The 24,735-nt window shown below is 68.2% G+C and carries 26 protein-coding genes; 15 read left to right on the top strand and 11 right to left on the bottom strand.

What is annotated here, in order from left to right:
- Positions 1-7: 7 nt before the first annotated feature.
- The 13 genes from AB4112_RS31890 to AB4112_RS31950 all read left to right on the top strand — a co-directional run bounded on the left by AB4112_RS31890 (position 8) and on the right by AB4112_RS31950 (position 13,595).
- Positions 8-1,126 (top strand): Gfo/Idh/MocA family protein, encoded by a 1,119-nt coding sequence (locus AB4112_RS31890; protein ID WP_441725740.1) that lies wholly within the window; start codon positions 8-10, stop codon positions 1,124-1,126.
- Between the two features lie 43 nt (positions 1,127-1,169).
- Positions 1,170-1,979: a sugar phosphate isomerase/epimerase family protein gene (locus tag AB4112_RS31895; RefSeq protein ID WP_309802034.1), complete on the top strand. Its 810-nt coding sequence runs from the start codon at positions 1,170-1,172 to the stop codon at positions 1,977-1,979.
- Positions 1,980-2,059: 80 nt separating this feature from the next.
- A complete protein-coding gene (locus AB4112_RS31900) occupies positions 2,060-2,956 on the top strand; it encodes an AraC family transcriptional regulator (RefSeq protein WP_309802033.1) in 897 nt (298 codons plus the stop codon).
- 272 nt (positions 2,957-3,228) lie between these two features.
- A complete protein-coding gene (locus AB4112_RS31905) occupies positions 3,229-4,287 on the top strand; it encodes a maleylacetate reductase (protein WP_309802032.1) in 1,059 nt (352 codons plus the stop codon).
- Between the two features lie 35 nt (positions 4,288-4,322).
- Positions 4,323-5,639 (top strand): ABC transporter substrate-binding protein, encoded by a 1,317-nt coding sequence (locus tag AB4112_RS31910; RefSeq protein WP_441725745.1) that lies wholly within the window; start codon positions 4,323-4,325, stop codon positions 5,637-5,639.
- 13 nt (positions 5,640-5,652) lie between these two features.
- Positions 5,653-6,369, top strand: a complete 717-nt coding sequence (locus AB4112_RS31915; RefSeq protein ID WP_309802027.1) for an ABC transporter ATP-binding protein — start codon at positions 5,653-5,655, stop codon at positions 6,367-6,369.
- Positions 6,370-6,380: 11 nt separating this feature from the next.
- Positions 6,381-7,097: an ABC transporter ATP-binding protein gene (locus AB4112_RS31920; RefSeq protein ID WP_309802025.1), complete on the top strand. Its 717-nt coding sequence runs from the start codon at positions 6,381-6,383 to the stop codon at positions 7,095-7,097.
- Between the two features lie 7 nt (positions 7,098-7,104).
- Positions 7,105-7,977 carry a branched-chain amino acid ABC transporter permease gene (locus AB4112_RS31925; RefSeq protein WP_309802023.1) on the top strand — a complete coding sequence of 291 codons (873 nt, stop codon included), beginning with the start codon at positions 7,105-7,107 and terminating at the stop codon, positions 7,975-7,977.
- An 11-nt stretch (positions 7,978-7,988) separates the two neighbouring features.
- Positions 7,989-9,116: a branched-chain amino acid ABC transporter permease gene (locus AB4112_RS31930; protein WP_309802021.1), complete on the top strand. Its 1,128-nt coding sequence runs from the start codon at positions 7,989-7,991 to the stop codon at positions 9,114-9,116.
- Positions 9,113-10,882 carry an FAD-dependent oxidoreductase gene (locus tag AB4112_RS31935; RefSeq protein ID WP_309802020.1) on the top strand — a complete coding sequence of 590 codons (1,770 nt, stop codon included), beginning with the start codon at positions 9,113-9,115 and terminating at the stop codon, positions 10,880-10,882. The genes AB4112_RS31930 and AB4112_RS31935 overlap by 4 nt, the downstream gene beginning before the upstream one ends.
- Positions 10,883-10,978: 96 nt before the next feature.
- Positions 10,979-11,899 (top strand): intradiol ring-cleavage dioxygenase, encoded by a 921-nt coding sequence (locus AB4112_RS31940; protein WP_441725750.1) that lies wholly within the window; start codon positions 10,979-10,981, stop codon positions 11,897-11,899.
- A gap of 160 nt (positions 11,900-12,059) precedes the next feature.
- Positions 12,060-13,127: a DUF262 domain-containing protein gene (locus AB4112_RS31945; protein ID WP_441725752.1), complete on the top strand. Its 1,068-nt coding sequence runs from the start codon at positions 12,060-12,062 to the stop codon at positions 13,125-13,127.
- 3 nt (positions 13,128-13,130) lie between these two features.
- Positions 13,131-13,595 (top strand): HEPN domain-containing protein, encoded by a 465-nt coding sequence (locus AB4112_RS31950; protein WP_441725755.1) that lies wholly within the window; start codon positions 13,131-13,133, stop codon positions 13,593-13,595.
- A gap of 68 nt (positions 13,596-13,663) precedes the next feature.
- Here the strand turns inward: AB4112_RS31950 and AB4112_RS31955 are convergent, their stop codons facing one another.
- The 11 genes from AB4112_RS31955 to paaZ all read right to left on the bottom strand — a co-directional run bounded on the left by AB4112_RS31955 (position 13,664) and on the right by paaZ (position 23,365).
- Positions 13,664-13,948: a hypothetical protein gene (locus AB4112_RS31955; RefSeq protein ID WP_441725758.1), complete on the bottom strand. Its 285-nt coding sequence runs from the start codon at positions 13,946-13,948 to the stop codon at positions 13,664-13,666.
- Positions 13,949-14,023: 75 nt separating this feature from the next.
- Positions 14,024-14,509: an SRPBCC domain-containing protein gene (locus AB4112_RS31960; protein ID WP_441725761.1), complete on the bottom strand. Its 486-nt coding sequence runs from the start codon at positions 14,507-14,509 to the stop codon at positions 14,024-14,026.
- Positions 14,499-14,837: an ArsR/SmtB family transcription factor gene (locus tag AB4112_RS31965; protein ID WP_441725764.1), complete on the bottom strand. Its 339-nt coding sequence runs from the start codon at positions 14,835-14,837 to the stop codon at positions 14,499-14,501. The genes AB4112_RS31960 and AB4112_RS31965 overlap by 11 nt, the downstream gene beginning before the upstream one ends.
- A gap of 78 nt (positions 14,838-14,915) precedes the next feature.
- Entirely contained in the window at positions 14,916-15,911 is a 996-nt protein-coding gene (locus AB4112_RS31970; RefSeq protein WP_441725767.1) for a DUF4424 domain-containing protein, read from the bottom strand.
- Between the two features lie 49 nt (positions 15,912-15,960).
- Complete coding sequence (locus AB4112_RS31975; protein WP_441725770.1) at positions 15,961-16,392, bottom strand: hypothetical protein; 432 nt, start codon at positions 16,390-16,392, stop codon at positions 15,961-15,963.
- Positions 16,392-16,907 carry a hypothetical protein gene (locus AB4112_RS31980; RefSeq protein ID WP_441725772.1) on the bottom strand — a complete coding sequence of 172 codons (516 nt, stop codon included), beginning with the start codon at positions 16,905-16,907 and terminating at the stop codon, positions 16,392-16,394. The genes AB4112_RS31975 and AB4112_RS31980 overlap by 1 nt, the downstream gene beginning before the upstream one ends.
- On the bottom strand, positions 16,907-17,353 hold the full coding sequence (locus AB4112_RS31985) for a hypothetical protein (RefSeq protein WP_441725774.1): 447 nt from the start codon (positions 17,351-17,353) through the stop codon (positions 16,907-16,909). The genes AB4112_RS31980 and AB4112_RS31985 overlap by 1 nt, the downstream gene beginning before the upstream one ends.
- 182 nt (positions 17,354-17,535) lie before the next feature.
- Positions 17,536-18,207 (bottom strand): HAD-IA family hydrolase, encoded by a 672-nt coding sequence (locus AB4112_RS31990; protein WP_441725777.1) that lies wholly within the window; start codon positions 18,205-18,207, stop codon positions 17,536-17,538.
- A gap of 97 nt (positions 18,208-18,304) precedes the next feature.
- Positions 18,305-19,618: a lipase family protein gene (locus AB4112_RS31995; RefSeq protein WP_441725780.1), complete on the bottom strand. Its 1,314-nt coding sequence runs from the start codon at positions 19,616-19,618 to the stop codon at positions 18,305-18,307.
- Between the two features lie 291 nt (positions 19,619-19,909).
- Positions 19,910-20,962, bottom strand: coding sequence for a hypothetical protein (locus AB4112_RS32000; protein ID WP_441725783.1), 1,053 nt, complete (start codon positions 20,960-20,962; stop codon positions 19,910-19,912).
- 363 nt (positions 20,963-21,325) lie between these two features.
- Positions 21,326-23,365 (bottom strand): phenylacetic acid degradation bifunctional protein PaaZ, encoded by a 2,040-nt coding sequence (gene paaZ, locus AB4112_RS32005; protein WP_441725786.1) that lies wholly within the window; start codon positions 23,363-23,365, stop codon positions 21,326-21,328.
- Between the two features lie 128 nt (positions 23,366-23,493).
- Between paaZ and paaG the strand changes: the two genes are divergently transcribed.
- Together paaG and paaI are read left to right on the top strand one after the other, a co-directional pair.
- Complete coding sequence (gene paaG, locus AB4112_RS32010; RefSeq protein WP_441725788.1) at positions 23,494-24,279, top strand: 2-(1,2-epoxy-1,2-dihydrophenyl)acetyl-CoA isomerase PaaG; 786 nt, start codon at positions 23,494-23,496, stop codon at positions 24,277-24,279.
- Positions 24,279-24,731 (top strand): hydroxyphenylacetyl-CoA thioesterase PaaI, encoded by a 453-nt coding sequence (paaI, locus tag AB4112_RS32015; RefSeq protein ID WP_441725791.1) that lies wholly within the window; start codon positions 24,279-24,281, stop codon positions 24,729-24,731. Before paaG ends, paaI begins: the two co-directional genes overlap by 1 nt.
- Positions 24,732-24,735 lie beyond the last annotated feature (4 nt).

The following is a 24,735-nucleotide window of genomic DNA, read 5'->3' on the forward strand; positions in this document are numbered from 1 at the left end:
GTCCGCTTTGACCAAGCGCGTTCTGCGTGCCGGCCTGCTGGGGGCGGGGACGATCGCCACCGCGTCGGGCGGCTTCCTGCCCGGGATGACCCGCATCCCCGAACTGGTGACCACCGTCGCGATCGCCGATCCGGTGCCGGGCCGGGCGGCCCAGGTGGCGCGCGATCATGGCATCCCCCACGCCCATGCCGGGCTGGACGAGATGCTGGAGCGCACGGATCTCGACCTCGTGGTCAACCTGACCCCGATCCCGCTGCACTACGCCACCTCGCGTCGGATCCTGGAGGCCGGAAAGCACCTGGTGCTGGAGAAGCCGCTGGCGGGCACGCTGGAGGAGGCGGACGAGCTGATCGCCATCGCGGCGGCGCAGCGCCTCAGGATCGTCGTCGCCCCGCCCAACATGCTGTACCAGAACCGGGTCGAGGCGAAGCGGCTGATCGCCGAGGGCGCCATCGGCAAGCCCTGCTTCGCCCGGGTCCGCGGCTCCCATGGCGGGCCGGCCTCCGGCGCCTGGCCGCTGGATCCGACCTGGTTCTACCAGCAGGGCTCCGGCCCGCTGCTCGACATGGGCGTCTACGGCATCCACGACATCACCGGGCTGCTGGGGCCGGCCAAGCGCGTCACCGCCTTCTCCGGCATCACCGAACCGCGGCGCCAGGTCCGCGCCGGTCCCTTCGCCGGGCTGGAGATCGAGGTCACCGCCGACGACAACACGCTGATGATGCTGGATTTTGGCGGGTCGACCTTCGCCGTGGTCGACGGCACCTACAACGTCAACGCCGCCCGCAGCCCGCATGTCGAGATCTTCGGCCGAGCGGGGACGCTGAACCTCTACAACCACCACGGCAAGCCCGACGTGCCGCCGCTGGAGCTGTTCCGCCTCGGCGCCGCGCCGGCGGAGGATGGCTGGACCACGCCGCGCCAACCGCCCGTCGCCGGCGACCTCAACGACCAGTGGCAGCAGCTGCAGCGCGCCCTGCTGGTCAAGCACCTGGCGGAATGCGTGATCGAGGACAGGCAGCCGGTGCTGAGCGCCGAGCACGCCCGCCACGCGCTGGAAATCATGGTGAAGAGCATCGAATCCGCCCGCACCGGGATGGCGATCGAGCTGCGCACCACGTTCTGAACCATCGGCCGGCCACGTCGCCGGACCAACAGGGAGGACAGGCATGGACGCCTTCGGCATCGCGGGCTGGCTCTACCACCAGCCGATCCTGCACCAGAAGACCATGACGCAGCTGGACCTGCCGGCCGCCAGCCGCCAGGCGGGCGTCGACATCGTCGAGCTGTGCTCGGCCTTCTTCCCGAGCCAGACCGCAGCCTATCTCAACGACCTCAGGCGGGCGATCCGCGACGCCGGGGTCAGCGTCCGCAACATCGCCGTCGACATGGGCGACATCTCGTCGGCGGATGCCGACCGGCGGCGCACCGACCTGGAGGCGCTGAAGCAGTGGTTCCACGTCGCCCGGGCGATCGGGGCCGAGGCGATCCGGGTCAACAGCGGCGGCAGCGAGCCGACCACGGCCGGCGAGCTGGCCCGCATCGTCGAAGGCTACCAGGAGCTGGCCGCCGAGGCCGAGCACGTCGGCGTCCATCTGCTGATCGAGAACCATGGCGGCGCTTCCTTCGATCCTGGGCATATCAAGGGCATCCTGGATGCGGTCGGCTCTCCCCGGCTCGGCACTTGCCCGGACACCGGCAATTTCGTCGGCGGCACCTGGCGCGACGGCATCCGGGTAATGGCGCCGGTCGCCTTCACCTGCCACGTCAAGGTCTCGGCCTACACCGCCGACGGGCTGCAGCCGCGCATCGGCCATGACGGCCGCGACCGCAGCGCCGACCTCAAGGCCATCCTGCGCACGCTGAAGGACTCCGGCTACCGCGGCCCGCTGTGCATCGAGGCCGGCGTCGACGGCGACGAGACCGAAAGCGCCCGCGGCGCCATCCGCTATGTGCGCGAGCTGCTTGAGGCGATCTGACGCCCCGCCGGCCCGGCAGTTCCGCCGCCGCCGCATCCGGCCTATAGTGCGACAGGCAAGCCCATGGCCGGGAGCGGAGAGTGGACGGGTTCGGCGTCGGCGAGACGCACGGCATCCTCCTGCGCGAGGAGAATGAGACCCTCGCGTCGAGCGGTCCGCTCGGCTGGCGGTCGGTGTTCACCTCGGTGCAGCGTGAGCAGCCCTTCGAGGATGCCTACAAGGCCCTGCCGGACCACCTGATCATCCTGCATCTCGACGGCTATGTCCGGGTCGACCGCTGGCTCGGCATCAGCCGGGAAAGCCGGATGATCGCGCCCGGCGGCGTGTTCATGGTGCCCGGCGGGGTGGATTTCCGCGTCCGCCTCAACGACCCGCTGACCACCGCGCATTTCTACATCCGCCACGCGGTCCTGGCCGAGGTGGCGCAGGACCTCTACAAGGGCGACCCCGACCGGCTGGAACTCCTGCCGCGGATCGGCGATGTCGACCCGCTGATCGAGCGGCTGATCCTGTCGCTGCGCGACGAGATCCAGGCGCCCAGCGCCTTCGGCGAGACCCTGGTCGACTACACCGCCCGGCTGATCGGCGCCCGGCTGATCCGCAACCATTCCGCCAACGAGGCCAAGGTGCGGCTGGAGGTGGCGGCGCCCAGCGACCTGCAGCGCAAGATCGCCCGCGTCACCGAATTCGTGCAGTCGAACCTGCACCGCTCGATCCAGCTCGAGGACATGGCGGCGGTGCTGGATCTCAGCGTGTCCCAGCTCTCCGCCCTGTTCCGCAAGGGGCTGGGCCAGCCGCCGCACCGTTTCCTGCTGAACCTGCGCGTCGCCCGCGCCCGCGAGCTGCTGGCCACCGGCGACCTGCCGATCGTCGAGATCGCCCTGGCCTGCGGCTTCTCGCACCAGGAGCACATGACCCGAATGTTCCGCCGCGAGATCGGCGTGACCCCGGGCGCGTATCGCCGGTCGATCGGCTGAGGGGCGGTCGCCGTCTCACTATCTGTCATTGCCCGGCTTGACCGGGCAATCCAGGGGCCACCAAGAGCCGCTCTGGCCGCCCCTGGATGCCACGGTCAAGCCGTGGCATGACAAAAAAGGGGTGGCGGCGTCCACCCAATCCCCACACCCCACCACCGTTTCGTGCAGCCCGCACAAGCGATCCGTGCAGGAATCGCGTGCCCTGTCCGGCGCAGCCTCCCCTTCGTGGCAATGCAGCCTCCAGCTGCGCCGAACCGGAGAAGACCGCCGCCATGCAGGGATTCGTCTACCAGGCACAGCCGGCGCGGGTGGTGTTCGGCCACGGCACCTTCCGCCAGCTGCCGGAGGAGGTGGCGCGGCTCGGCCTCGAGCGGGCGTTGGTGCTGGCGACGCCGCAGCAGGCGCAGGAGGCGGAGCGGATCGCCGCCACCCTCGGCGGCCGCTCGGTCGGCACCTTCTCCGAAGCCACCATGCACACCCCGGTCGAGGTCACCGAACGGGCGATGAAGGTGGTGGCGGCGCGCGGCGCGGACGGGGTGATCGCCGTCGGCGGCGGCTCCACCACCGGGCTCGGCAAGGCCATCGCGCTGCGCTCCGACCTGCCGCAGATCGTGGTGCCCACCACCTATGCCGGGTCGGAGATGACGCCGATCCTGGGCGAGACGGTGGCCGGGCGGAAGACCACCCAGGTGTCGCCCAAGATCCTGCCCGAGGTGGTGATCTACGACGTCGACCTGACCCTGACCCTGCCCGTCGGCCTGTCCGGCACCTCGGGCATCAACGCCATCGCTCATGCGGTCGAAGGCCTCTATGCCAAGGAGGCCAACCCGATCGTCTCGCTGATGGCGGAGGAGGGCATCCGCGCCCTGGCCTGCGCTCTGCCGAAGATCGCGCAGGATCCGCTCGACCGCGCCGCCCGCAGCGACGCGCTGTACGGCGCCTTCCTGTGCGGCGCGGTGCTGGGGGCGGTCGGCATGGCGCTGCACCACAAGCTCTGCCACACGCTGGGCGGCAGCTTCGACCTGCCACATGCCGAGACCCACACCATCGTCCTGCCGCACGCCCTGGCCTACAACGCCGCCGCCGCGCCGCAGGCGGTGGCCCGGGTCGGCCGGGCGCTGGGCGCCGGGAACGCGCCGCTGGCGCTGTACGAGCTGGCCGGCGCGGTCGGGGCGCCGCGGGCCCTGCGCGACCTCGGCATGCCCGAATCCGGCATCGCCGAGGCGGCGGAGATCGCCCTGGCCAACCCCTACTGGAACCCGGCGCCGCTCGACCGCGGCCGGATCGAGGCGCTGATCCGCCGGGCCTGGGAAGGATCACCGCCGGCCTGACCATGCGGACCAACGAACACGACAGGGAGGACACCATGAACCGCGTCACAAGCGGCCGCATGTCCCGCCGGGACCTGCTGAAGACATCCGCCGCCATCGGCTTCGCCGGATCGACCGGGCTGTTCGCCCCGGCCCTGCGCGCCGCCCAGACCATCAAGCTCGGCTATGTCAGCCCGCGCAGCGGCCCGCTGGCCGCCTTCGGCGAGGCCGACGACTTCGTCATCCGCGGCTTCCTCGACACGGTGAAGGGCGGGCTCGACCTCGGCGGCAGCCACTACACGGTCGAGGTCGTGGTCAAGGACAGCCAGTCCAACCCCAATCGGGCGGCGGAGGTGACCAAGGAGCTGATCGTCACCGACGAGGTCGACATGGTCCTGGTGTCCTCGACGCCGGAGACCACCAACCCGGTGGCGACCCAATGCGAGATCGAGGAGGTGCCCTGTATCTCCACCGTCGCGCCGTGGCAGCCCTATTTCATCGGCCGCCAGGGCAACCCGGGCGACCCGGCCTCGTGGAAACCGTTCGCCAGCACCTTCCACTTCTTCTGGGGGCTGGAGGACGTGATCGCCGTCTTCACCAACATGTGGGGCCAGGTGCAGACCAACAAATCGGTCGGCGCGCTGTTTCCCAATGACGGCGACGGCAATGCCTGGGGCGACACCACCGTCGGCTTCCCGCCGGTGCTGTCCAAGCAGGGCTACAAGCCGACCGATCCCGGCCGCTACCAGAACCTGACCGACGACTTCTCGGCCCAGATCTCGGCCTTCCGCGCCGCCGAGGCCGAGATCCTGACCGGCGTGGTCATCCCGCCCGACTTCACCACCTTCTGGACCCAGGCCAGCCAGCGCGGCTTCCGGCCGAAGGTCGCCTCGGTGGGCAAGGCGCTCTTGTTCCCGGTCGCGCTCGAGGCGCTGGGCAAGGCCGGCCACAACCTGTCCTCCGAGGTGTGGTGGACGCCGACCCACCCGTTCAAGTCGTCGCTCACTGGCGCCCCGGCTTCGGCCTTCGGCGACGCCTACCAGCAGGCGACGGGCAAGCCCTGGACCCAGCCGATCGGCTTCGCCCATGCGCTGTTCGAACTGGCGGTCGACGCGCTGAAGCGCTCCGCCGACCCCAAGGACCCGGCGGCCAACGTCGCCGCGATCGGCGCCGCCGACCTGCAGACCCTGGTCGGGCCGATCAGGTTCGGCCAGGACAATGTGCCGCCCTTCGCCCGCAAGAACGTGGCCAAGACCCCGCTGGTCGGCGGCCAGTGGCGGCTGGGCGCCGATGGCAAGTACCAGATCGTGGTCACCGACAACCAGACGGCGCCCCAGATCCCGGCCGCCGGCCGGATGGAAGCGATCGCCTGAAGGGGCCGCGACCGTGCTTCTCGCCCTCCAGGACCTGCACAAGGCCTATGGCTCGCTGGTGGTCACCGACGGCGTGTCGCTGTCGGTGACCCAGGGTGAGGCGCTGGGCGTGATCGGCCCCAACGGCGCCGGCAAGACCACGCTGTTCGGCCTGATCACCGGCGCGGTGCGGCCGGATGCCGGCAGCATCCGGCTGGACGGGCAGGACATCACCGCGCTGCCGGCGGCGCAGCGCTGCCTGGCCGGGATCTGCCGGTCGCACCAGATCCCGCACCCGTTCGAGAAGCTGACGGTGTTCGAGAACCTGCTGGTCGGCGCCTGCTTCGGCCGCCGGATGCGCGAGGCCGACGCGGCGGACTGGTGCGCCGAGGTGCTGGAGCTGACCGGCCTGCTGCCCAAGGCCAACCGTCTCGGCGGGTCGCTGACCCTGCTCGACCGCAAGCGGCTGGAGCTGGCGCGGGCGCTGGCGACGCGGCCGCGGCTGCTGCTGCTGGACGAGATCGCCGGCGGCCTGACCGAAGCCGAATGCCAGGCGCTGGTCGGCACCGTCGCCGCCATCCACCGCGGCGGCACCACCATCATCTGGATCGAGCACATCGTGCACGCGCTGTTGGCCGTGGTCGGCCGCCTGACCGTGCTGAATTTCGGCCGCAAGATCGCCGAGGGCGAGGCCCGCGGCGTGATGGACCTCGCCGAGGTGCGCGAGATCTATCTCGGCTCGCCGGTCTAGGGGCGCGCGCCATGGCCCTGCTCGACATCCACACCCTCGACGCCTTCTACGGCGACTTCCAGGCGCTGTTCGGCCTGGACCTCGCGGTCGAGGCGGGCGAGACCCTGGCCATCATCGGCGCCAACGGCGCCGGCAAGTCGACCCTGCTGAAGGCCATCACCGGGCTGGTCCCGGCGGCGCGCGAGGCGATCTGCTTCGCCGGCCAGGCGATCGGCGGGCTGCCGGCCGCGGCGATCATGAAGCACGGCATCGCCATGGTGCCCGAGGGGCGCAAGCTGTTCCCGTCGCTGACGGTGGAGGAGAACCTGCTGATCGGCGGCTGGGGTCGGCGCGGATCCGGCCGCTGGACGCTCGATGCGGTCTACGGGCTGTTCCCGGTGCTCGGCGAACGCCGCCGCAACCCCGGCACCGCCCTGTCCGGCGGGCAGCAGCAGATGGCGGCGATCGGCCGGGCGCTGATGTCGAACCCGGCGCTGCTGCTGTGCGACGAGATCTCGCTGGGCCTGGCGCCGATCGTGATCCGCGACATCTATGCCGCCCTGCCGGCGATCCGGGCCGAAGGCACCGCGGTGGTACTGGTCGAGCAGGACATCGTCCAGGCCCTGGCCGTCGCCGACCGGGTGGTCTGCCTGCAGGAAGGCCGGGCGACGCTGGAAGGCCGGCCGGCCGACCTCACCCGCGCCGCCATCCAGGCGGCCTATTTCGGCCAACCCGGCGTTGCGGCGTGAGGCGGCGATGATCCAGACCCTGCTCGACATCGTGATCCAGGGCACCCTGCTCGGCGGGCTCTACGCCCTGTTCGCCGCCGGGCTGTCGCTGATCTTCGGCGTGATGCGGCTGGTCAACCTGGCCCATGGCGACCTGATCGTGCTGGCCGCCTTCCTGATCCTCGGCCTGACCCGGTGGCTCGGGCTGGACCTGGTGCCGGCGGCGCTGCTGGCCCTGCCGGTGATGTTCGCGGTCGGCTATGTGCTGCAGCGCGGCGTGTTCGACGCGGTGCTGGGCCAGGGCATCCTGCCGCCGCTGCTGACCACCTTCGGCCTGTCGATCATCCTGCAGAACGGCCTGCTGGAGGGCTTCTCGGCCGACAGCCAGCGCCTGGCCGCGGGCGCGCTGGAGACGGCGTCGCTGCCGCTCGGCGGGGGCCTCGCCGTCGGCGTGCTGCCGCTGATCACCTTCGCCGCGGCGGTGCTGGTGATCCTCGGGCTCAACGCCATCTTCTATGCCACGCCGCTGGGCCGCGCCTTCCGCGCCGTATCGGACGACCCGGTGACGGCGCAGCTGATGGGCATCGACCACCGCCGGCTGTTCGGCCTGGCCATGGGCCTGGCCCTGGTGGTCGCCACCATCGCCGCGCTGTTCTTCGGCATCCGCGCCAATTTCGACCCGACCATCGGTCCGGCCCGGCTGATCTTCGCCTTCGAGGCGGTGATCATCGGCGGGCTGGGCAGCCTGTGGGGCACGCTGGCCGGCGGCGTGGTGCTGGGCATCGCCCAGGCGCTGGGCGCCGCGATCGACCCGGAATGGCAGATCCTGGCCGGCCATGTCGCCTTCCTGGCCGTCCTGGTGGTCCGGCCGCGCGGCCTCTTCCCGCGCGCCGGGGATTGAGGAGGGGCATCATGTCGCTGCTGACGCAGGATGCCCCGCTTCCCGCCGCCCCCCGGGCCCGCTGGCGCGTCGCCACCCGGACCCGGCTGTCGACCGTCGCCGGCATCGCCGCGCTGGTGATCGTCGCCGGGCTGGCCGCGCTGCCGCTGGTCGCCGGGCGCGGGCTGCTGCAGGACCTGTTCTTCGTCTTCACCATGCTGGCCCTGGCCCAGTGCTGGAACCTGCTGGCGGGCTATGCCGGGCTGGTCTCGGTCGGGCAGCAGGCCTATGTCGGGCTCGGCGCCTATCTGCTGTTCGGCTTCACCGTCGCCGCCGGCATCGACCCGATCGTGGCGATCCCCTTGGCCGGGCTGGCCGCTGCCGTCATCGCCATCCCCACCGCCTTCGTCGTGTTCCGCCTGCGCGGCGCCTATTTCGCCATCGGCACCTGGGTGGTGGCCGAGGTGTTCCGGCTGGTTGCGGCCCAGGTCAAGGCGCTGGGCGGCGGCACCGGCATGTCACTGCCGCGCGAGGCCACCAATGACAGCTGGGTGGTGCAGGCGACCGCCGAGCTGCTGGGCATCCGCGCCGCCGCCGCCCGCGACGTCGCCAGCTACTGGCTGGCGCTGCTGGTCGCCGCCGGCACCGTCGTCTTCGTCTATGCCCTGCTGCGCTCGCGCCGCGGCCTGGCCCTGGCGGCGATCCGCGACAGCGAGCCCGCGGCCCTGTCGGTCGGGGTCGACGCCTTCCGCACCAAGGTCTGGATCTATCTGGTCGCCGCCTTCGGCACCGGGCTGACCGGGGCGCTGATCTACTTCCAGAAGGCGCGGATCTCGCCCGACGCCGCCTTCTCGGTGCTCGACTGGACCGCCTATGTCCTGTTCATCGTGGTGATCGGCGGCATCGGCACCATCGAGGGCCCGATCGTCGGGGTCATCGTCTTCGCCCTGCTGCAGGCCCAGCTGGCCGATCTCGGCAGCTGGTACCTGATGCTGCTGGGGCTGATCGCCATCCTGGTCATGCGGCTGTTCCCCAAGGGGCTGTGGGGCAGCGTCGCCGACCGCTTCGACCTGCATCTGTTCCCGATCCGTCGCCGCCTGGTGCTGCCCGCGGCCGCAGCGGCGACGCCGTCAGAAAAAGAGCAAGGAGGAACGCCATGATTGAGACCGATGTCCTGATCGTCGGGTCCGGCCCCGCCGGCTCCGCCACCGCGCTGGCGCTGTCGACCTACGGCATCCGCAACATGGTGGTGACCAAGTACCGCTGGCTGGCCGACACGCCGCGCGCCCACATCACCAACCAGCGCACCATGGAGGTGCTGCGCGACCTCGGCATCGAGGACGAGGTCAACCAGAAGCGCGCCCACCAGGACCTGATGGGCAACAACGTGTTCTGCACCTCGCTGGCGGGGGAGGAGATCGGGCGGCTCTATTCCTGGGGCAACCATCCCAACCGGATGGCCGACTACACCCTGGCGTCGCCGACCACGATCTGCGACGTGCCGCAGAACCTGATGGAGCCGATCCTGCTGTCGAACGCGGCGGCGCGCGGGTCGCGGGTGCGCTTCGACACCGAATACCTGTCGCTTGCCCAGGATGCCGACGGCGTCACCGCCACGGTGCGCGACCGGCTGTCGGGCCACGACTACCAGATCCGGGCCAAGTACCTGGTCGGCGCCGATGGCGGCCGGTCGCAGGTGGCGGAGGACATCGGCCTGCCGATGCAGGGCCGCATGGGCGTCGCCGGGTCGATGAACATCGTGTTCGAGGCCGACCTGTCGCGCTACGTCGCCCACCGCCCCAGCGTGCTGTACTGGGTGCTGCAGCCCGGCGCCAACATCGGCGGCATCGGCATGGGGCTGGTGCGCATGGTGCGGCCCTGGACCGAGTGGCTGATCGTCTGGGGCTACGACATCAACCAGCCGCCGCCGGAGATGAGCGACGCGCTGGCGATCGAGGTGGCGCGCAACCTGATCGGCGACCAGACCATCCCGATCAAGGTCAAGTCGCACAGCCTGTGGACGGTCAACCACCTGTTCGCCTTGTCGAACACGGCGGGCCGGGTGTTCTGCATGGGCGACGCGGTGCACCGCCATCCGCCCTCGAACGGCCTGGGGTCCAACACCTCGATCCAGGACGCCTTCAACCTGGCCTGGAAGCTGGCCTATGTGCTGCAGGGCAAGGCCGACCCGTCGCTCTTGGCCAGCTACGATGCCGAACGCTCGCCCATCGCCCGCCAGATCGTCGAGCGCGCCAACAAGTCGATCGAGGAGTTCGGGCCGATCTTCGACAGCCTCGGCCTGCTCTCGACCAGCGATCCCGAGCAGATGAAGCGCAACATGGAGGCGCGCAAGGACGCGACGCCGCAGGCGGCGGCGCAGCGCGAGAAGCTGCGCAAGGCGATCGCCCACAAATCCTATGAGTTCAACTGCCATGGCGTGGAGATGAACCAGCGCTACCGCTCCGCCGCCATCGTGCCGGATGGCACGGACGAGCCGGACTGGGCCCGCGACCGCGAGTTGTACCACCACCCCACCACCTGGCCCGGCGCCCGGCTGCCGCATCTCTGGCTCGAACGCAACGGCCGGCGGCTGTCGACCCTCGACGTCTGCGGCCATGGCCGCTTCACCGTGCTGACCGGCATCGGCGGCGAGGCCTGGGTCGCGGCGGCGCAGGCCATCGCCGCCGAGCATGGGCTGGAGATCGACGCCCATGTCATCGGCCCGGGCCGGGAGCTGACCGACGTGTTCGGCGACTGGGCCGAGATGCGCGAGACGGCGGAGACCGGCTGCGTGCTGGTGCGCCCCGACCACCATGTCGGCTTCCGGGCCCAGGCGGTCTCCGCCTCCGCCCATGCCGATCTCGAGGCCGCGGTGCTGGCCATTCTGGGCCGCGCCGCGGCTGCCCGCCGCATAGCAGCGGCGTGACCGAACGTCATCCTATGACCCGCGTCACCCGGCGCGGCCCGACCCCCGTGCCATGAACCCCCCGACGCACACCCCCGATGTGAGGAGACGGCTGCGATGACAGCCCCGACCCCAGCCCAGCAGATCCCCCTGTCCCCCGAGGACACCGGCTACTTCACCGAGGAGAACTCGGCCGATGTCGTGATCGGCCGGATGAAGACCAAGGATGCGCGCTTCCGCGAGGTGATGGGCGCGGTGATCCGCCACCTGCACGAAGTGGTGAAGGAGGTCGAGCCGACCAATGACGAATGGATGGCGGCGATCCAGTTCCTGACCAGGACCGGCCAGATCAGCACCGACTGGCGCCAGGAATACATCCTGCTGTCGGACACGCTGGGTGTCTCGATGCTGGTCGACGCCATCAACAACCGCAAGCCGTCGGGCGCCACCGAGACCACGGTGCTGGGGCCGTTCTACGTCTCCGACGCGCCGCGCTACGACAACGGCGCCAACATCTGCCTCGACGGCAAAGGCCAGCCGCTGCTGGTGCGCGGCCGGGTCACCGACACCGAGGGCCGGCCGGTGGCGGGCGCGCTGCTCGACGTCTGGCAGACCAACGAGGACGGCTTCTACGACGTGCAGCAGAAGGGCGTGCAGCCCGACATGAACCTGCGCGGCGTGTTCCGGACTGACGCCGATGGCCGCTACTGGTTCCGCTCGGTCAAGCCGCGCTTCTACCCGATCCCCAGCGACGGCCCGGTCGGCCAGCTGCTGGACCGGATGGGCCGCCACCCCTTCCGCCCGGCCCATATCCACTTCATCGTCGGGGCCGAGGGCTTCGAGCCGATCACCACCCACATCTTCAGCCCGGATTGCCCCTACCTGCACAGCGACACGGTGTTCGGGGTGAAGGAGAGCCTGATCGCCGACTACCGACAGGTCGACGATCCGCTTCAGGCGGCCGAACAGGGGCTGCCCAACCCGTTCTGGGCGGTGGACTGCGACTTCGTCCTGGCCCGGCCGGGCGGGGCTGGGTGAAGTGAGGGGCCTGCTTGGTTCCGGGTACTTCCTTCCCTCGCCCTGGCGTCTAGATGCCATTTTCGGGTACATATCGAGCTGCATTGAGGGAGACATCAGGGTGTCGGATCCACAGATCCCGTCTAGCCAGTCTGCGTCGCCTGACGACCAAGTGGCGTCGATGGACGAATATGAGATTAGCCTTGCTGAAGGGATCGAAGACGAATCCCTTCTCGAAGCTCCTTCCGTAAAGAAATTCTCAATTACTAGCTATGGTGCAGATTATACAGTTGACTCTCTCGTAAAGAGAATGAAGGCTGGGGCTTTTAAAATACCAGATTTTCAAAGAAGATTTGTTTGGTCTCAAAAACATGCATCGAAATTTATCGAATCTCTATTGATGGGACTTCCGGTGCCAGGCATATTTCTCTACAAGGAGGCCAAAACAAATAATCACCTCGTGATTGACGGGCAGCAAAGACTTAGAACTTTGCAGGCGTTTTATTCTGGTCTTTTTGGAGAGAAGAAATTTCGCCTGTCAGGGGTTCGTGATCCTTGGGATGGAGTAACATACAATAGCCTTGATCCCTCCGACCAACTTAAGTTGGATGATTCTATTGTTCATGCGACAATATTTTCACAGGATGAGCCAGAAGACGTATTGGATAGCATATACTTTGTGTTCGAAAGGATAAATTCGGGAGGGATCCGTCTTTCTCCTCAGGAAATACGAAATTGTATTAGCGCCGGACCTTTTGTGGATTTGGTAAAGAAATTAAATATGGATCAACATTGGCGAAATGTATTCGGCGGACCAATTAATAAGCGAGCAAAGGATCAAGAAATGATCATAAGATTTTTTGCAATGCTGGATAGTCGGCACAATTACTCTCGCCCGATGTCCAAATTCTTGAATGATTATTCTGACAAAATGAATAAGGCATCCCTGGATGATTTGGATAAAAAAGAATCAATCTTCAGGAAAACGATCGCACTAGTTGATGAGGCGCTTAATGGAAGGGCATTTCGGCCAGTTCGATCGCTGAATGCCGCTGTCTTTGATTCTGTAATGGTGGGAATTGCTACAAGAATTTCAAACAGAGGAATGCCGACGCCGATTGAGTTTTCGAAGGCATATCGCGAGCTTCTTAACAACTCAGATTATCGAACCGTCTGGGCGCGGTCCACTGCCGACGAAGAATTCGTTAAGAAACGGATGTCTCTTGCAGTTCAAGCATTTTCTGCGTAGATCATGCAACTTGCATTGGATGCAAGATTTAAAAGTCTCGATGGCTTCATTAGTAAATCCTCGGGCACCGGCGTGCCCGAAGAGATCCAGAGTCAACTCTTTCGGTTCGGAACGGTCCTTATCTGTGGTAACATCGAACGATGCATTGAAATTATATTATTGCATAGAATTGAAAGCAAAGCGCATCCGCGCATTATCAGCTTTGTAAAATCTCATTTTATGCGCGGAACAAATTTCGATTGCTCCGCGATTGGCCAACTTTTGAATCGGTTCGATCCGAATTGGTATCGAAAATTTTCCGACTTTGTAGATCAGAATGCAGATATAAAGGAAGGAGTATCATCATGTTATGCAGTACGAAATTCTGTTGCACATGGTGGCGCTCAATCGGTTGGAAAGAAGCGGCTGGCGGAGCTTTTAGATATTAGCAGGAGACTGGTGCAAGGTGTGGTCGATGCAACGAAATAAATATCTCAGATATAGATAACAATACTCACGAAATATTTTGTTTACTTTGACCATTGGTTTATTAAATATCATATTCTTAGACAATATGACTGAGGCAAGTCAACGGTTGCATAGTATAGACTGCTCATCCTCTTCTCTGTTTCCATAATCTCCACCCGAGACTTGATCTCTGCGGCTGCCTCCTCTGCCTGCTCGATCTCGAGGAAGCAGCGGTACATGCCGTCGTTGAAGCGGATGTCGTCGAAGACCGGGACCCAGAGGCTGACTGGGCGGACGATCAGCCGATCGGCCTGCGGCACCCCGAGATGGGCCGGCACGTCGGCCATATCCTCGACCATCCAGTCGGTCGTCATCGGGCCGGCGCGGTCCGGCCAGCAGCGCCCCGGCGCCGAGCGCCGCCCGGCGGGTGCAGCCGCCGCGGCCGGGACTCATCGGGACTTCGCCTGCAGCTCGGCCACCACCTCGGCCAGCTGGTCATAGCCGGAGTCGATGCCTTCCTTGATGCCCAAGCCGACATACTCCTCGCGCATCGCGGCGGAGGCGAACAGCGTGTGCAGGGTCAGGGTGGTGGTCCGGCCGTCCGGCGCCTCGTCCAGGGTGACGGTCATCACCATCCGCGGGGCGTCGGGCTCCTCGAAGCCGTTGTCGAAGACGATGCGCCGGTTCGGCACGATCTCGCGATACTCGCCGCCGAAGGGCGTGTTCTGCTCGCCGCTCGGCCCGGTCATGGCGAAACGGAAGCGCCCGCCGACGCGGAAGTCGACCTCGCACAGCGTCAGCGGCCAGCCCCGCGGGCCGAACCAGCGGCGCAGATGCTCCGGCTTGCTGTAGGCCTCGAACAGGAAGCGGGCCGGGACGTCGAAGACCCGGGTGACGACGAGCTCGCGGTCGGTGGTGTTCTGGTCAGCCGGCACGGTCCTTCTCCTTCTGCTGCAGATCCTTGGCGACGATGGCGAGCTGGTCGAAGCTCTCCTCCCAGAAGCGGTTGAAGTCGCCCAGCCACTGGGCGGCCCCGGCCAGCGGGCCCGGATTCAGGCGCACCGGGCGGAACTGGGCGCTGCGGCCGCGCGACACCAGCCCGGCGCCCTCCAGCACCTTCAGATGCTTCGAGATGGTCGGCTGGCTCAGGGCGAAGGGCGCCACCAGCTCGTTGACCGTGGCCTCGCCGCCGGCCAGCCGCGCCAGGATCGCCCGGCGGGTCGGGTCGGCGAGGGCGCTGAAGACGCGGTCCAGGGGCTCCATCGACAGCCTCATATATTGCTATATAGCTATAGAGCAATATATGAGGGCGCGACCGGCGTCAAGCCGCTCCCGGGCCGGTCACTGCACGGGAGAAGGCGTCAGGATCAGGATGTTCAGGTCGGCGGTGGGGGTGTAGTCGGACTTGCGCACCTCGAACCGGGTGGGCGAGATCTTCTTCACCCCGTCGGCGCAGAAGCTGACCAGGTTGGCGGCGGCGCCCTTGTCGACCACCAGGCGGAAGTCCTTGATCGGCGCCGCCCAGTTCGCCCCGGTCTTCAGGATGTAGGAGATGTGGTTGGTCCAGAACGGGGCCGACTCCGACTTGGCCGCGGCCTTGGCGCGCTCGACCGCGGCCAGCAGGCCCTTGTCGACGCAGAAGTCGCGCAGGTACTGGGCGAAATCCGGCTCCTTGGCCGGATCCATCATGCCGATGCCGGTGCCGGTCATGCCGCCGACGCTGGGCTTGTAGCGATGTTCGATCACCACCTCGCGCCCGGCGGGGAAGGTCTGCTGGAAGTGATAGGTGGTCTTCAGCGTCCAGGCCGGCAGCAGGCGCTGGTCGGTCTCGTCGATCTCGCCCAGGCCGAGCTTGATGAACTCGTCCCACTGCGCCCGCGGCAGGGCGGTCAGCCCGTCATACTCGTATGTCGGATACAGCGGCACGCCCAGCTTGCGCAGCAGCGCGGTCTGGTCGACGCCGTTGCCGAAGGCCTTGGCCTCGATTTCGGTCGCCACCGGCCTGCCGTCGGCCTTGGTCGAGAAGTCGAGGAAGTTCTCGCTGCCCTCATGCGGCACGCTGATCATATGGCCGCCATAGTCCAGCGTGATGTCCGGCATCGGGAAGGCAACGGTGACGGTCTTGTCCTGCGCCGATGTGTTGAAGAAGCGGTAGGCGACCCGGATCTCCTCCATCGAGACGTAGAGGTCCTCGGACCGCATCTCGATGTCGGCGGTCTTGGTGAACACCAGGCCGCCGGTCGCCAGCTCCGCGACCGTGTCATTGGCCCGCGCCGCAGCGGCGGCGACGACGAGGCCGGCGGCCAGGCCGAGCGAGAGAAGAGCGTGCGCTTTCAAGGTCGGTCTCCGCGGATCGTCAGGGTTGTGGGGCCATGGTCCCGGCCGGTCACAGGATGTCGTCGGCCTTCCTGTACAGCTCCCAGCACGCGGTCTTGCGGAACAGGAAGCGCAGCTGCTGGTCGGTGTCGGCGACGGCGAGCGTGACCTCGAACTCGGTGGCGCTCAGCGCCGCGATCCGGGTCTCCAGCCGGTCGCGCTTGCGCTCCGCCGCGGTCGGCAGCACCGGGAAGGCCAGGGCGGCGCCGTCCAGCATGGTGGTGACGGTGCGGGGCTCGGGGTCGGCCGCGGCGTCGATCGTGTCGCTCGCCAGCGGGCGGGCGATGAAGGCGCGCTGAACCTCGGCGCTGTCCGCGAAGGCCGCGTAGAACGCCTTGAAGTCCTGCGACGGGCAGGCCGTGGCGGCCTGCGCCGCGGCGGGCAGCGCACCGGCCAGGGCCAGGAACGCCGTGGCCGCCAGGGCGTGTCGCCGGGCCGCCATCAGCGCAGATCCTGGGTCAGGCGCCAGCAGCCGTCGCGGAACGCGAAGACATAGGCGCCGGGCTGGCCGTAGGTCCGCACCAGCTCGTGCTCGCCCTGGAACTCGGCCTTGGTGTAGCCGACCCGCCAGCTGTCCTTGCCGAGGTCGGAGAAGGTCAGCTCCAGATCCTCGAAGCTCTCGCCCTTGCCGGCCTCGACCCGGGCGGCGGAGTCGGCGTCGACCCAGGAATAGTCGATCATCGCGATCTTGAAGTCGCGATAGTCCTGGCCCGCGACGGTGGCGACGAGCTGGTGGGGAGCGGCCAGCCGGCGGATCTCGACCTTGGGCCCGACATGGGCGGCGAACACCGCCGGGTTCTGCGCGAAATGCCCGAAGAAGCCGGTGAAGTCCTTCGCCTTGCAGGCCTCCGCCGCCCAGGCCAGGATCTCGGAATCGGGAACCCGGTCGGCCTCCTGCGACCATGCCGGCTGGGCCAGGCCGAGCGACAGCAGAAAGGCGGCGGCGAGGGTCCGCATCACTCGGCTTCCCAGCTCTTGACCGGCTCCCAGCCCTGGATCGCCAGATCCTCGCGGCCGGGCACGTTCCAGCCCTCGTAGTCGCCATAGGTGGTGACCGCGGCCTTCTCGCCGGTCGCCTTGTTCTCGAAGCGCATCAGGCAGTTGCCGCTGCCGCAGCTCTCGATCTCGGTCAGCTGCTGACAGATGTTGCCCTGGATCGGCGCGTTGCGGCCGTAGACGTCCAGCGAGCATTTGGCATTGACCACCGGGGTCCAGCCGGCCGCCAGCGCCGCCTTGCGGAATTCGGCATAGGTCTTGGCGCCCTTGATCAGGCGCTCCATCGAGGCGCCGGCGGGTGCCGCCGCGCCGGTCTGGGCCAGGGCCGGCAGAGCGGCCGAGCCGAGGACACAGGCCAGCGCGGCGACCCGCAGGGCCGCAGCCCCGGTCCACCATCCGATCTTCATTGCTCCACCCCTTCTCGTCGGGGGGCGGTCCCCCCGCTTTGGATCGCCACCCCCGGCGGGCCTCGCCGGGGGTGGCGTCGCAGACAACTCAAATCACAGCTTCGCACATTCATTCCTGAATGCGGCGGCAAGTGGGCGCAAAAACACTGTTCCTGTGATCGGGGAGGCGGTGTGGTCCCGCCTCAGCCGCGGCCGGCCGCGATGCCCAGCAGCCCCGCCAGCCCGGCGAAGTCCGGCACCACGCCATCGGCGTCCAGCGTCGACGCGTCGCCATAGCCGAAGGGCACCACCAGCACCCGCACGCCCGCCGCCCGCGCCGTCTCGACGTCGACCGCGTGGTCGCCGACATAGGCGGTGTCGCTGGGCGTCGCGCTGAGGGCGGCGATGCAGGCCAGGAGCGGCGCCGGGTCGGGCTTCATGCCATGGCCGCTGTCGCCGCCGACCAGCACCCGGACATGCGGGGCGAAGCCCAGCGCGTCCAGCACCGCCCGGGCCATCGCCTCGGCCTTGTTGGTGCACACCCCGACCGCCACCCCGGCCGCGGCCAGCCCGGCCACCGCCGCGACCGCGCCGGGATAGGCGGTGGTCCGCGCCGCCGGCACCTCGGCGTAGCGCTCGAGGAAGCCGCGGATCATCCAGCCGGCCTCGCCCGGGTCGGCGGCGCGCAGGCGCAGCGCCCCGCGCAGCAGGCCGGGCGCGCCATGCCCCATCAGGCTGCGCACCTCGGCCTCGGACAGCGGGTCCAGCCGGGCCTCGCGCATCACCGGGGCCAGGGCGGCGGTGACGTCGGCGACGCTGTCGACCAGCGTGCCGTCGAGATCGAACACCACCGCGCGTGGCCAGGCTGCCGTCATCGTTCCGCCCCTGTCGTCATCATGGGTGAAATCCCACGATAGACGGGAACGGCCGGGTCGGGCAGCCCGAACCCGGCCGTCCCACCGCGACAGATGGTCAGGCGCTGAAGGTGTACTGGTCGCTGTAGTCGTCGCCGGTCAGGTTCGGGTAGACCGGCACGGCCGGCGAGGTCCCGAACATGTTGGTGACGCGGATGTCGACCGTGCCGTAGCCGGGGGGCGACACCGCGGTGATGCTGGACCCGTCGCTGGCGACGGTCTGCGACGCCGCCGGGGCGATGCCGAAATCGACCACGCAGTCGGCGGTGAAGCTGCTGCCGGACGGCGGCGTGATCGTCACCGAGGTGCCGCCGGCGATGGTGCCGCTGGCCGGGCTGACCGCGGCGACGACCGGGGCCGAGGAGGTGATGGTCGGGGCGCCCAGCAGCGTCAGGTAGGTGTTGCCGCCATGCTGGAAGCCGACCTGCAGTTCGAACTGCTGCAGCGAGTTGGTCACGGCCGGGGGGTAGGGGGTCAGGAACAGCGGCGACGGCCCGCCGTTCAGCGCCGCCTGCTGGGTCGGCTGGACATAGGTGTTGCCGTTGGTCTCCTTCGCCACCGTGTCGATCAGGATGCCCACCTCGTTCAGCGGCTCGGCCGTGGGGCCCGGTCCGGCCGGATTGCTGTTCGATCCGGGATAGAACGGATGGGTGATGAAGCCCCCGGGGAGCGAGGCCAGCGTGGCCCAGGCGTTCGGCACCAGGTCGTATTTGTTGTAGGTGCAGACGGCGCCGGGGAACTGGCTGTCGAACCAGGCGGCGAAATTGGCGTCGCCGGCGGTCGGGGCGGCGAAGGTGTAGGGCAGGATGCTGGTGATCGACAGGGTGCCGGCCGAGACCAGCTGCTGCAGGAACAGCGCGACCGTGGTCGCCATCGCCCCGCCCAGGCTGTGGCCGACGACGTACAGGGTGTAGGGCGCGCTGCTCTCCAGCTGCGACACCAGGTCGGTGCCCATGACGATGTCGGTGAACGCCGCCATGGCGCCCTGGGAGATGTTGCCGACCGATCCGCTGGTCGGGGTGCCGCCGGCGGCGAAGGGCAGCATCAGCCCGACCTGCATGTCCTGCGCCGTGTCGATCGGGTTGCCCATCACGGTGCCGCGCAGGATCAGGGCATAGGTCGAGTTGCCGTCGCTGTCGTTCGGCCCCTGGGCGATGTAGGCCAGGTTGGCGCCGCTCTGGGTCAGCCCGACCCAGGTCAGGCTCCAATTGCCCTGGGTGGCCAGGTCGGTCAGCGCCAGCTGGGCGGTGATGCCCTGGCCGATCCGGGCGGCCTGCTGCGCCGGCGTCTCGCCCGAAGGCCGCGCCGCCGCGCCGTCCGCGGTGAAGGCGGCCAGCGTCATCATGATCTGGGTGTCGGTATAGGTTGCCATCTCGAAAATCCTTTCGATCAAAATAAATCAAATAATCCGTAAACTCTTTTATATGAATAATATGATATGCAGATATCAATATTGGCGACTGAAGTCGCCGGCACAATAAAGCCTATCTTCGAGAAGGATGCAATAACCCGATACTGCAGGCCGGCGATGGGAAATAGGTCCCGACTGCTTGGGTCGACTCTCCGAGAGGCGTTATCGCGAGCCCGCAGCGGCGTGGCACGGGCCCCCCACCGGCCGACGCCGGCAGGGAAGCCCGCCCTGCTCAATTCACCGAACGACCGGTCAATCGCTCCAGAACGAGGTGCGGGTCACGCGCACCTTGCCGGATTCGATGTCCGTGACGTTGATCACGGGGAAGCCGACCGTCGCGGTGGCGCTGGCCTTCCAGGCGTCGATGATCATGTCGCGCAGCTCCGCAGCACCCGCCGCCACGCGCTGGGTCACGAAGCCGACCGCCTGCGGATTCGGCGTGGTGTAGTTGGCGCTGCCCGGCGCCAGGCGGTAGGTCTGGTCGATGGTGGCCAGCGTCGTGGCCAGGTAGTCATGCACCCGCTGCTCGATCTGGCAGCCGCAGTCGCGGTAGCGCGGCAGGGCGGCGCGGATGGCGCGCTCGGTCACGAAGCTCTTGACGAAGGCGCCTTCGAACGGCGCGTGGATCGGCGCCGTGGTGTAGTTGTTCGGGTTGGGGTAGTTGCCCCAGCCGTTGAAATGCACCGAGACATGCATCGGCTGGCTGCCGTCGGCCACGTAATGGCCCCACACCCCGATGTCGCGCAGCAGCAGCTTGCGGCGCAGCGCCAGCTGCTCCACGAAGAAGTCGCGGTCGGCGCGGTTCGACGCGGTGCGCAGCCCCACCGTGAAGGCGCGCACATAGGCGAAGTCCTTCCGCACCTGCTGCCAGCCATCGACCATGCTGTAGTAGAGGTAGCCGGTGCCGTACTGGGTCTGGCCCCCGGCGCGCAGCGCGGTGTCGAAGTCGCGGCGTGACCCCGGCATGGCGCTGAACGGCACGATGCCGAACACCAGCCCGGCATCGTCGATGTCGATGAAATGGCCCGGGTCGCGCTCGAAGTCGTGGATCGATCCGGCGCCCTTGGACACGTCCAGCTCGGCGTTCCATTCGGAGATCGCGGTCTCGGCGTCATCCGACCAGCGGTCGGTGCGCAGGATGGATTTGATGGTGTCGGGCAGGGCCTCGGCGGCGATCTCGCCGATCTCGACATGGCCGGTGTGGCCCCAGGCCCAGGCCCGTTCCGCCGTGAAGGTTCCGGCCAGGATCAGGGCCGAAAGCCAGCCGATGGCGCGGCCCGCGCGCTGCGTCTTGGTGCGTTCCATTCTGTCCCCCAGGTTGATTCGAGAGATTCCCCCTCGAGAAGTATCGAGGGAATCCAGAACGCTTCGTAGCAGCTTTCCGATGACGGTTCGGTGACAGATCCGAAGTCGTGATAGCCGGAAACACCCGGAGTCGTGCCGGTCAAGTCTCGGAAATTTGAGATAAAGTCTATTTTGGTCGGAGATAGCCAGGCACGAAGACAACTTATGGATATGTATTTCTTCGCTGTGTTCTATTTTAAACTGTCATGTGCGGTATCCGGGGCCGGAGGCGTGGACGGGCCTGAGCCACCCCCTCACCCGAAATCGCAGGATTTCCGGGTGAGGGGGTGGGCTCAGGCCTATCCCCCGCAACCATATTTGGCCTCAGGCCGCCACGGGCCTTGCGCTCATGGTCAGGAGGTCGTAGCGGGCGACGGTCTCGTCGTCCTGGTTGAACACCTCGACGTCCCAGCGCACCTCGCCGTATTCCGGCTTGCGCGCCGCGGTCTTGCGCTTGACCGTCAGCCGCACCCGGATCGAATCCCCCGGCGACACCGGCTTCAGGAATCGCAAATCGTCCAGCCCGTAATTGGCCAGCAAGGGGCCGGGCGCCGGGTCGACGAACAGGCCGGCGGCGAAGGACAGGATCAGATAGCCATGCGCCACCCGGCCGGGGAAGAACGGGTTCGCCTTGGCCGCCGCCTCGTCCATATGGGCGTAGAAGGCGTCGCCGGTGAAACCGGCGAAATGCTCGATGTCGGCGATGGTGATGGTGCGCGATGCCGTCTCCACCGTTTCGCCGACCTGGATCTCGTCGTAGTTGCGGCGGAACGGGTGGGTGGCGGGCACCGGCGCCGGGGCGCCCTTGATCCAGCTGCGGGTCAGCGCCGCCAGCCGAGCCGGCGACCCCTGCAGGGCGGTGCGCTGCAGGTAGTGGTGCACGCCGCGGATGCCGCCCAGCTCCTCACCGCCGCCGGCCCGGCCGGGGCCGCCATGCACCAGCCCGGGCAGCGGCGAGCCGTGGCCGGTGGATTCCTTGGCGCAGTCGCGGTCCAGCACCAGAAGACGTCCGTGGAACGGCGCCAGGCCGAACACCAGCGCGTCGGCCACCGCATCGTCATGGGTGTAGATCGACGCCACCAGGCTGCCCTCGCCGCGGCCGACCAGTTCGACCGCCTGGTCCAGCCCGTCATAGGCGATCACCGTCGCCACCGGCCCGAAGGCCTCGACGATGTGCACCTTGCGGGCGCGGGCGGGGTCGGTGCAGCGCAGCAGCACCGGGGCCAGGAAGGCGCCGCCGGGGGCGCCGATGGTTGCCGCCGTTGGGGCAGGGTCGCCGACCACGATCTCGGCCTCGGTGGCCAGCTCGGCAATGGCGGCGCGGACGTCCTCGCGCTGGGCGGTGCTGACCAGCGGGCCCATGCGCACGCTCTCCTGCCGGGGATCACCGATCTCCAGCCCGGACAGCCGCTGGCCCAGGGCCGCGATGACGTCGTTCTCCAGCGCCCGGGGCACCAGCACGCGGCGGATGGCGGTGCATTTCTGCCCGGCCTTGGCGGTCACCTCGCGCACCACCTCCTTGACGAACAGGTCGAACTCCGGCGTGTCGGGCGTCGCATCCGGGCCCAGCACCGCGGCGTTCAGCGAATCCCGCTCGGCCACGAAACGCACGGCGTTGCGCGAGATCGCCGGGTGGTTGCGCAGCTTTTCCGAGGTCGCGATCGACCCGGTGAAGGCGACCAGGTCCTGCCCGGTCAGATGGTCCAGCAGGTCGCCGGTGCCGCCGGCGATGAACTGCAGGCTGCCCTCGGGCAGGATCCCCGATTCGGTGATCAGCCTGACCAGCGCCTCGGCGACATAGGCGGTGGCCGAGGCCGGCTTGGTGATCACCGGCACCCCGGCCAGGATCGCCGGCGCCAGCTTCTCCAGCATGCCCCAGCACGGGAAGTTGAAGGCGTTGATGTGGACGGCCACGCCGGTCAGCGGCGTCAGCACATGCAGGCCGACGAAGCTGCCGCCCTTGGACAGCGGCTCGACCCCGCCCTCGACCACGAAGCGCTCGCTCTGCAGCTCGCGCCGGCCGCGCGAGGCATAGGCGAACAGCGTGCCCAGGCCGCCGTCGATGTCGATCAAATTGTCGCGCCGGGTCGCCCCGGTGTCGGCGGCCAGGGCGTAGAGCGGCTCCTTGCGCTCGGACAGGTACAGCGCCAGCGCCTTCAAGAGGTCGGCGCGCTGGTGGAAGGTCAAGCGGCGCAGCGCCGGGCCGCCGACCGTGCGGGCGTGGCGCACCATGCCTCCGAAGTCCAGGCCGCGGCTGGACAGCCGGGCCACCACCCGGCCGTCGATGGCGCTGGCGATGTCGGCCAGCCCCTCGCTCGGCGCGGTCCAGCGGTCCACGGCATAGTTCTGCAGGATGGCGGTCATGGCGTCCTCCCGATGGCCCGGCGACCGTCCGCGTTGGCGATTGACAAGCCGGGTCCCGGCCTTAAGAATTAACCGATCGATCGTTCAATTCAAGAGGCTCGGATAGGGCCCGACCGGAGGAGGATACCTTGGAGCCAACGGTTCTGGTCGACCGCCGCGACGGCTGGCGCGTGCTGACGCTCAACCGGCCGGACCGGCTGAACGCCTTCACCGAGGAGATGCACCGCGCCTTGGCCGCGGCGCTGGCCGAGATCGAGGCCGATGCCGGCTGCCGCGCGGTGCTGCTGACCGGGGCGGGCCGCGGCTTCTGCGCCGGGCAGGATCTGAGCGACCGCGCCACCAGCGGCCAGGCGCCGGATCTCGGCGCCACGCTGGACGGGCTGTACAACCCGCTGATCCGCCGCCTGCGGGCCCTGCCGAAGCCGGTGGTCTGCGCCGTCAACGGCGTCGCCGCCGGGGCCGGGGCCAACATCGCCCTGGCCTGCGACATCGTCCTCGCCGCCCGCTCGGCCAAGTTCATCCAGTCCTTCGCCAGGATCGGGCTGGTGCCCGATTCCGGCGGCACCCACGCCCTGCCGCGGCTGGTCGGCGCCGCCCGCGCCCGTGGCTTGGCGCTCTTGGCCGAACCTTTGCCGGCCGATAAAGCGGCGGACTGGGGCCTGATCTGGAAGGCGGTCGACGACGCCGATCTGATGGCGGAGGCCGCGGCGCTGACTGCCCATCTCGCGACCCAGCCGACCCACGGCCTGGCGCTGATCAAGCAGGCGCTCGACGCCTCTTCCGGCAACAGCCTGGACCAGCAGCTCGACCTCGAGCGCGACCTGCAGCGCGGGGCGGGGCAGACCGCGGATTATGCCGAAGGCGTCCGCGCCTTCATCGAGAAGCGGCCGGCCAAGTTCACGGGGCAGGCGTGATGAAGGCGACCACGGGGGCGGAGGCCGAGGCGGTGGCAAAGGCCGCGGCCGAAGCGATGTGGCGGGACGACAGCGCCAGCCGCGACCTCGGCATGGAGATCCTCGAGGTCGGTCCCGGCCGGGCGCGGCTGGCGATGACCTTGCGCCCGGGCATGACCAACGGCCACGGCACCGCCCATGGCGGCTTCATCTTCACCCTGGCGGATTCGGCCTTCGCCTTCGCCTGCAACTCCTACGGCGACCGCACCGTGGCCGCCCATTGCAGCATCACCTTCCTGCGGCCGGGCACGCTGGGCGACCGGCTGGTGGCGACCGCGCGGGAGGTGTCGCGGTCCGGCCGCTCGGGCCTCTACGACGTCAGCGTCGCGGTCGGCGAGACGGTGATCGCGGAGTTCCGCGGCCATTCCCGGACGGTCGGCGGCTCCTTCATCGACCGGGCCGCTGAAGGCTGAGAAC

Source organism: Inquilinus sp. 2KB_23 (genome assembly GCF_052115705.1).
GTDB classification, from domain to species: Bacteria; Pseudomonadota; Alphaproteobacteria; order DSM-16000; family Inquilinaceae; genus Inquilinus; species Inquilinus ginsengisoli_A.

What these genes read in the sequence shown, in the direction of transcription:
- paaI (WP_441725791.1), top strand. Translation starts at nt 24,279, where the DNA reads ATGAAGGCGACCACGGGGGCGGAGGCCGAGGCGGTGGCAAAGGCCGCG.
- AB4112_RS31955 (WP_441725758.1), bottom strand. Translation starts at nt 13,948, where the DNA reads ATGACGACCGACTGGATGGTCGAGGATATGGCCGACGTGCCGGCCCAT.
- paaZ (WP_441725786.1), bottom strand. Translation starts at nt 23,365, where the DNA reads ATGACCGCCATCCTGCAGAACTATGCCGTGGACCGCTGGACCGCGCCG.
- AB4112_RS31940 (WP_441725750.1), top strand. Translation starts at nt 10,979, where the DNA reads ATGACAGCCCCGACCCCAGCCCAGCAGATCCCCCTGTCCCCCGAGGAC.
- AB4112_RS31930 (WP_309802021.1), top strand. Translation starts at nt 7,989, where the DNA reads ATGTCGCTGCTGACGCAGGATGCCCCGCTTCCCGCCGCCCCCCGGGCC.
- AB4112_RS31895 (WP_309802034.1), top strand. Translation starts at nt 1,170, where the DNA reads ATGGACGCCTTCGGCATCGCGGGCTGGCTCTACCACCAGCCGATCCTG.
- AB4112_RS31950 (WP_441725755.1), top strand. Translation starts at nt 13,131, where the DNA reads ATGCAACTTGCATTGGATGCAAGATTTAAAAGTCTCGATGGCTTCATT.
- AB4112_RS31980 (WP_441725772.1), bottom strand. Translation starts at nt 16,907, where the DNA reads ATGCGGACCCTCGCCGCCGCCTTTCTGCTGTCGCTCGGCCTGGCCCAG.
- AB4112_RS31935 (WP_309802020.1), top strand. Translation starts at nt 9,113, where the DNA reads ATGATTGAGACCGATGTCCTGATCGTCGGGTCCGGCCCCGCCGGCTCC.
- AB4112_RS31975 (WP_441725770.1), bottom strand. Translation starts at nt 16,392, where the DNA reads ATGGCGGCCCGGCGACACGCCCTGGCGGCCACGGCGTTCCTGGCCCTG.
- AB4112_RS31910 (WP_441725745.1), top strand. Translation starts at nt 4,323, where the DNA reads ATGAACCGCGTCACAAGCGGCCGCATGTCCCGCCGGGACCTGCTGAAG.
- AB4112_RS31920 (WP_309802025.1), top strand. Translation starts at nt 6,381, where the DNA reads ATGGCCCTGCTCGACATCCACACCCTCGACGCCTTCTACGGCGACTTC.
- AB4112_RS31945 (WP_441725752.1), top strand. Translation starts at nt 12,060, where the DNA reads ATGGACGAATATGAGATTAGCCTTGCTGAAGGGATCGAAGACGAATCC.
- AB4112_RS31990 (WP_441725777.1), bottom strand. Translation starts at nt 18,207, where the DNA reads ATGACGGCAGCCTGGCCACGCGCGGTGGTGTTCGATCTCGACGGCACG.
- AB4112_RS31925 (WP_309802023.1), top strand. Translation starts at nt 7,105, where the DNA reads ATGATCCAGACCCTGCTCGACATCGTGATCCAGGGCACCCTGCTCGGC.
- AB4112_RS31995 (WP_441725780.1), bottom strand. Translation starts at nt 19,618, where the DNA reads ATGGCAACCTATACCGACACCCAGATCATGATGACGCTGGCCGCCTTC.
- AB4112_RS31985 (WP_441725774.1), bottom strand. Translation starts at nt 17,353, where the DNA reads ATGAAGATCGGATGGTGGACCGGGGCTGCGGCCCTGCGGGTCGCCGCG.
- AB4112_RS31965 (WP_441725764.1), bottom strand. Translation starts at nt 14,837, where the DNA reads ATGGAGCCCCTGGACCGCGTCTTCAGCGCCCTCGCCGACCCGACCCGC.
- AB4112_RS31905 (WP_309802032.1), top strand. Translation starts at nt 3,229, where the DNA reads ATGCAGGGATTCGTCTACCAGGCACAGCCGGCGCGGGTGGTGTTCGGC.
- AB4112_RS32000 (WP_441725783.1), bottom strand. Translation starts at nt 20,962, where the DNA reads ATGGAACGCACCAAGACGCAGCGCGCGGGCCGCGCCATCGGCTGGCTT.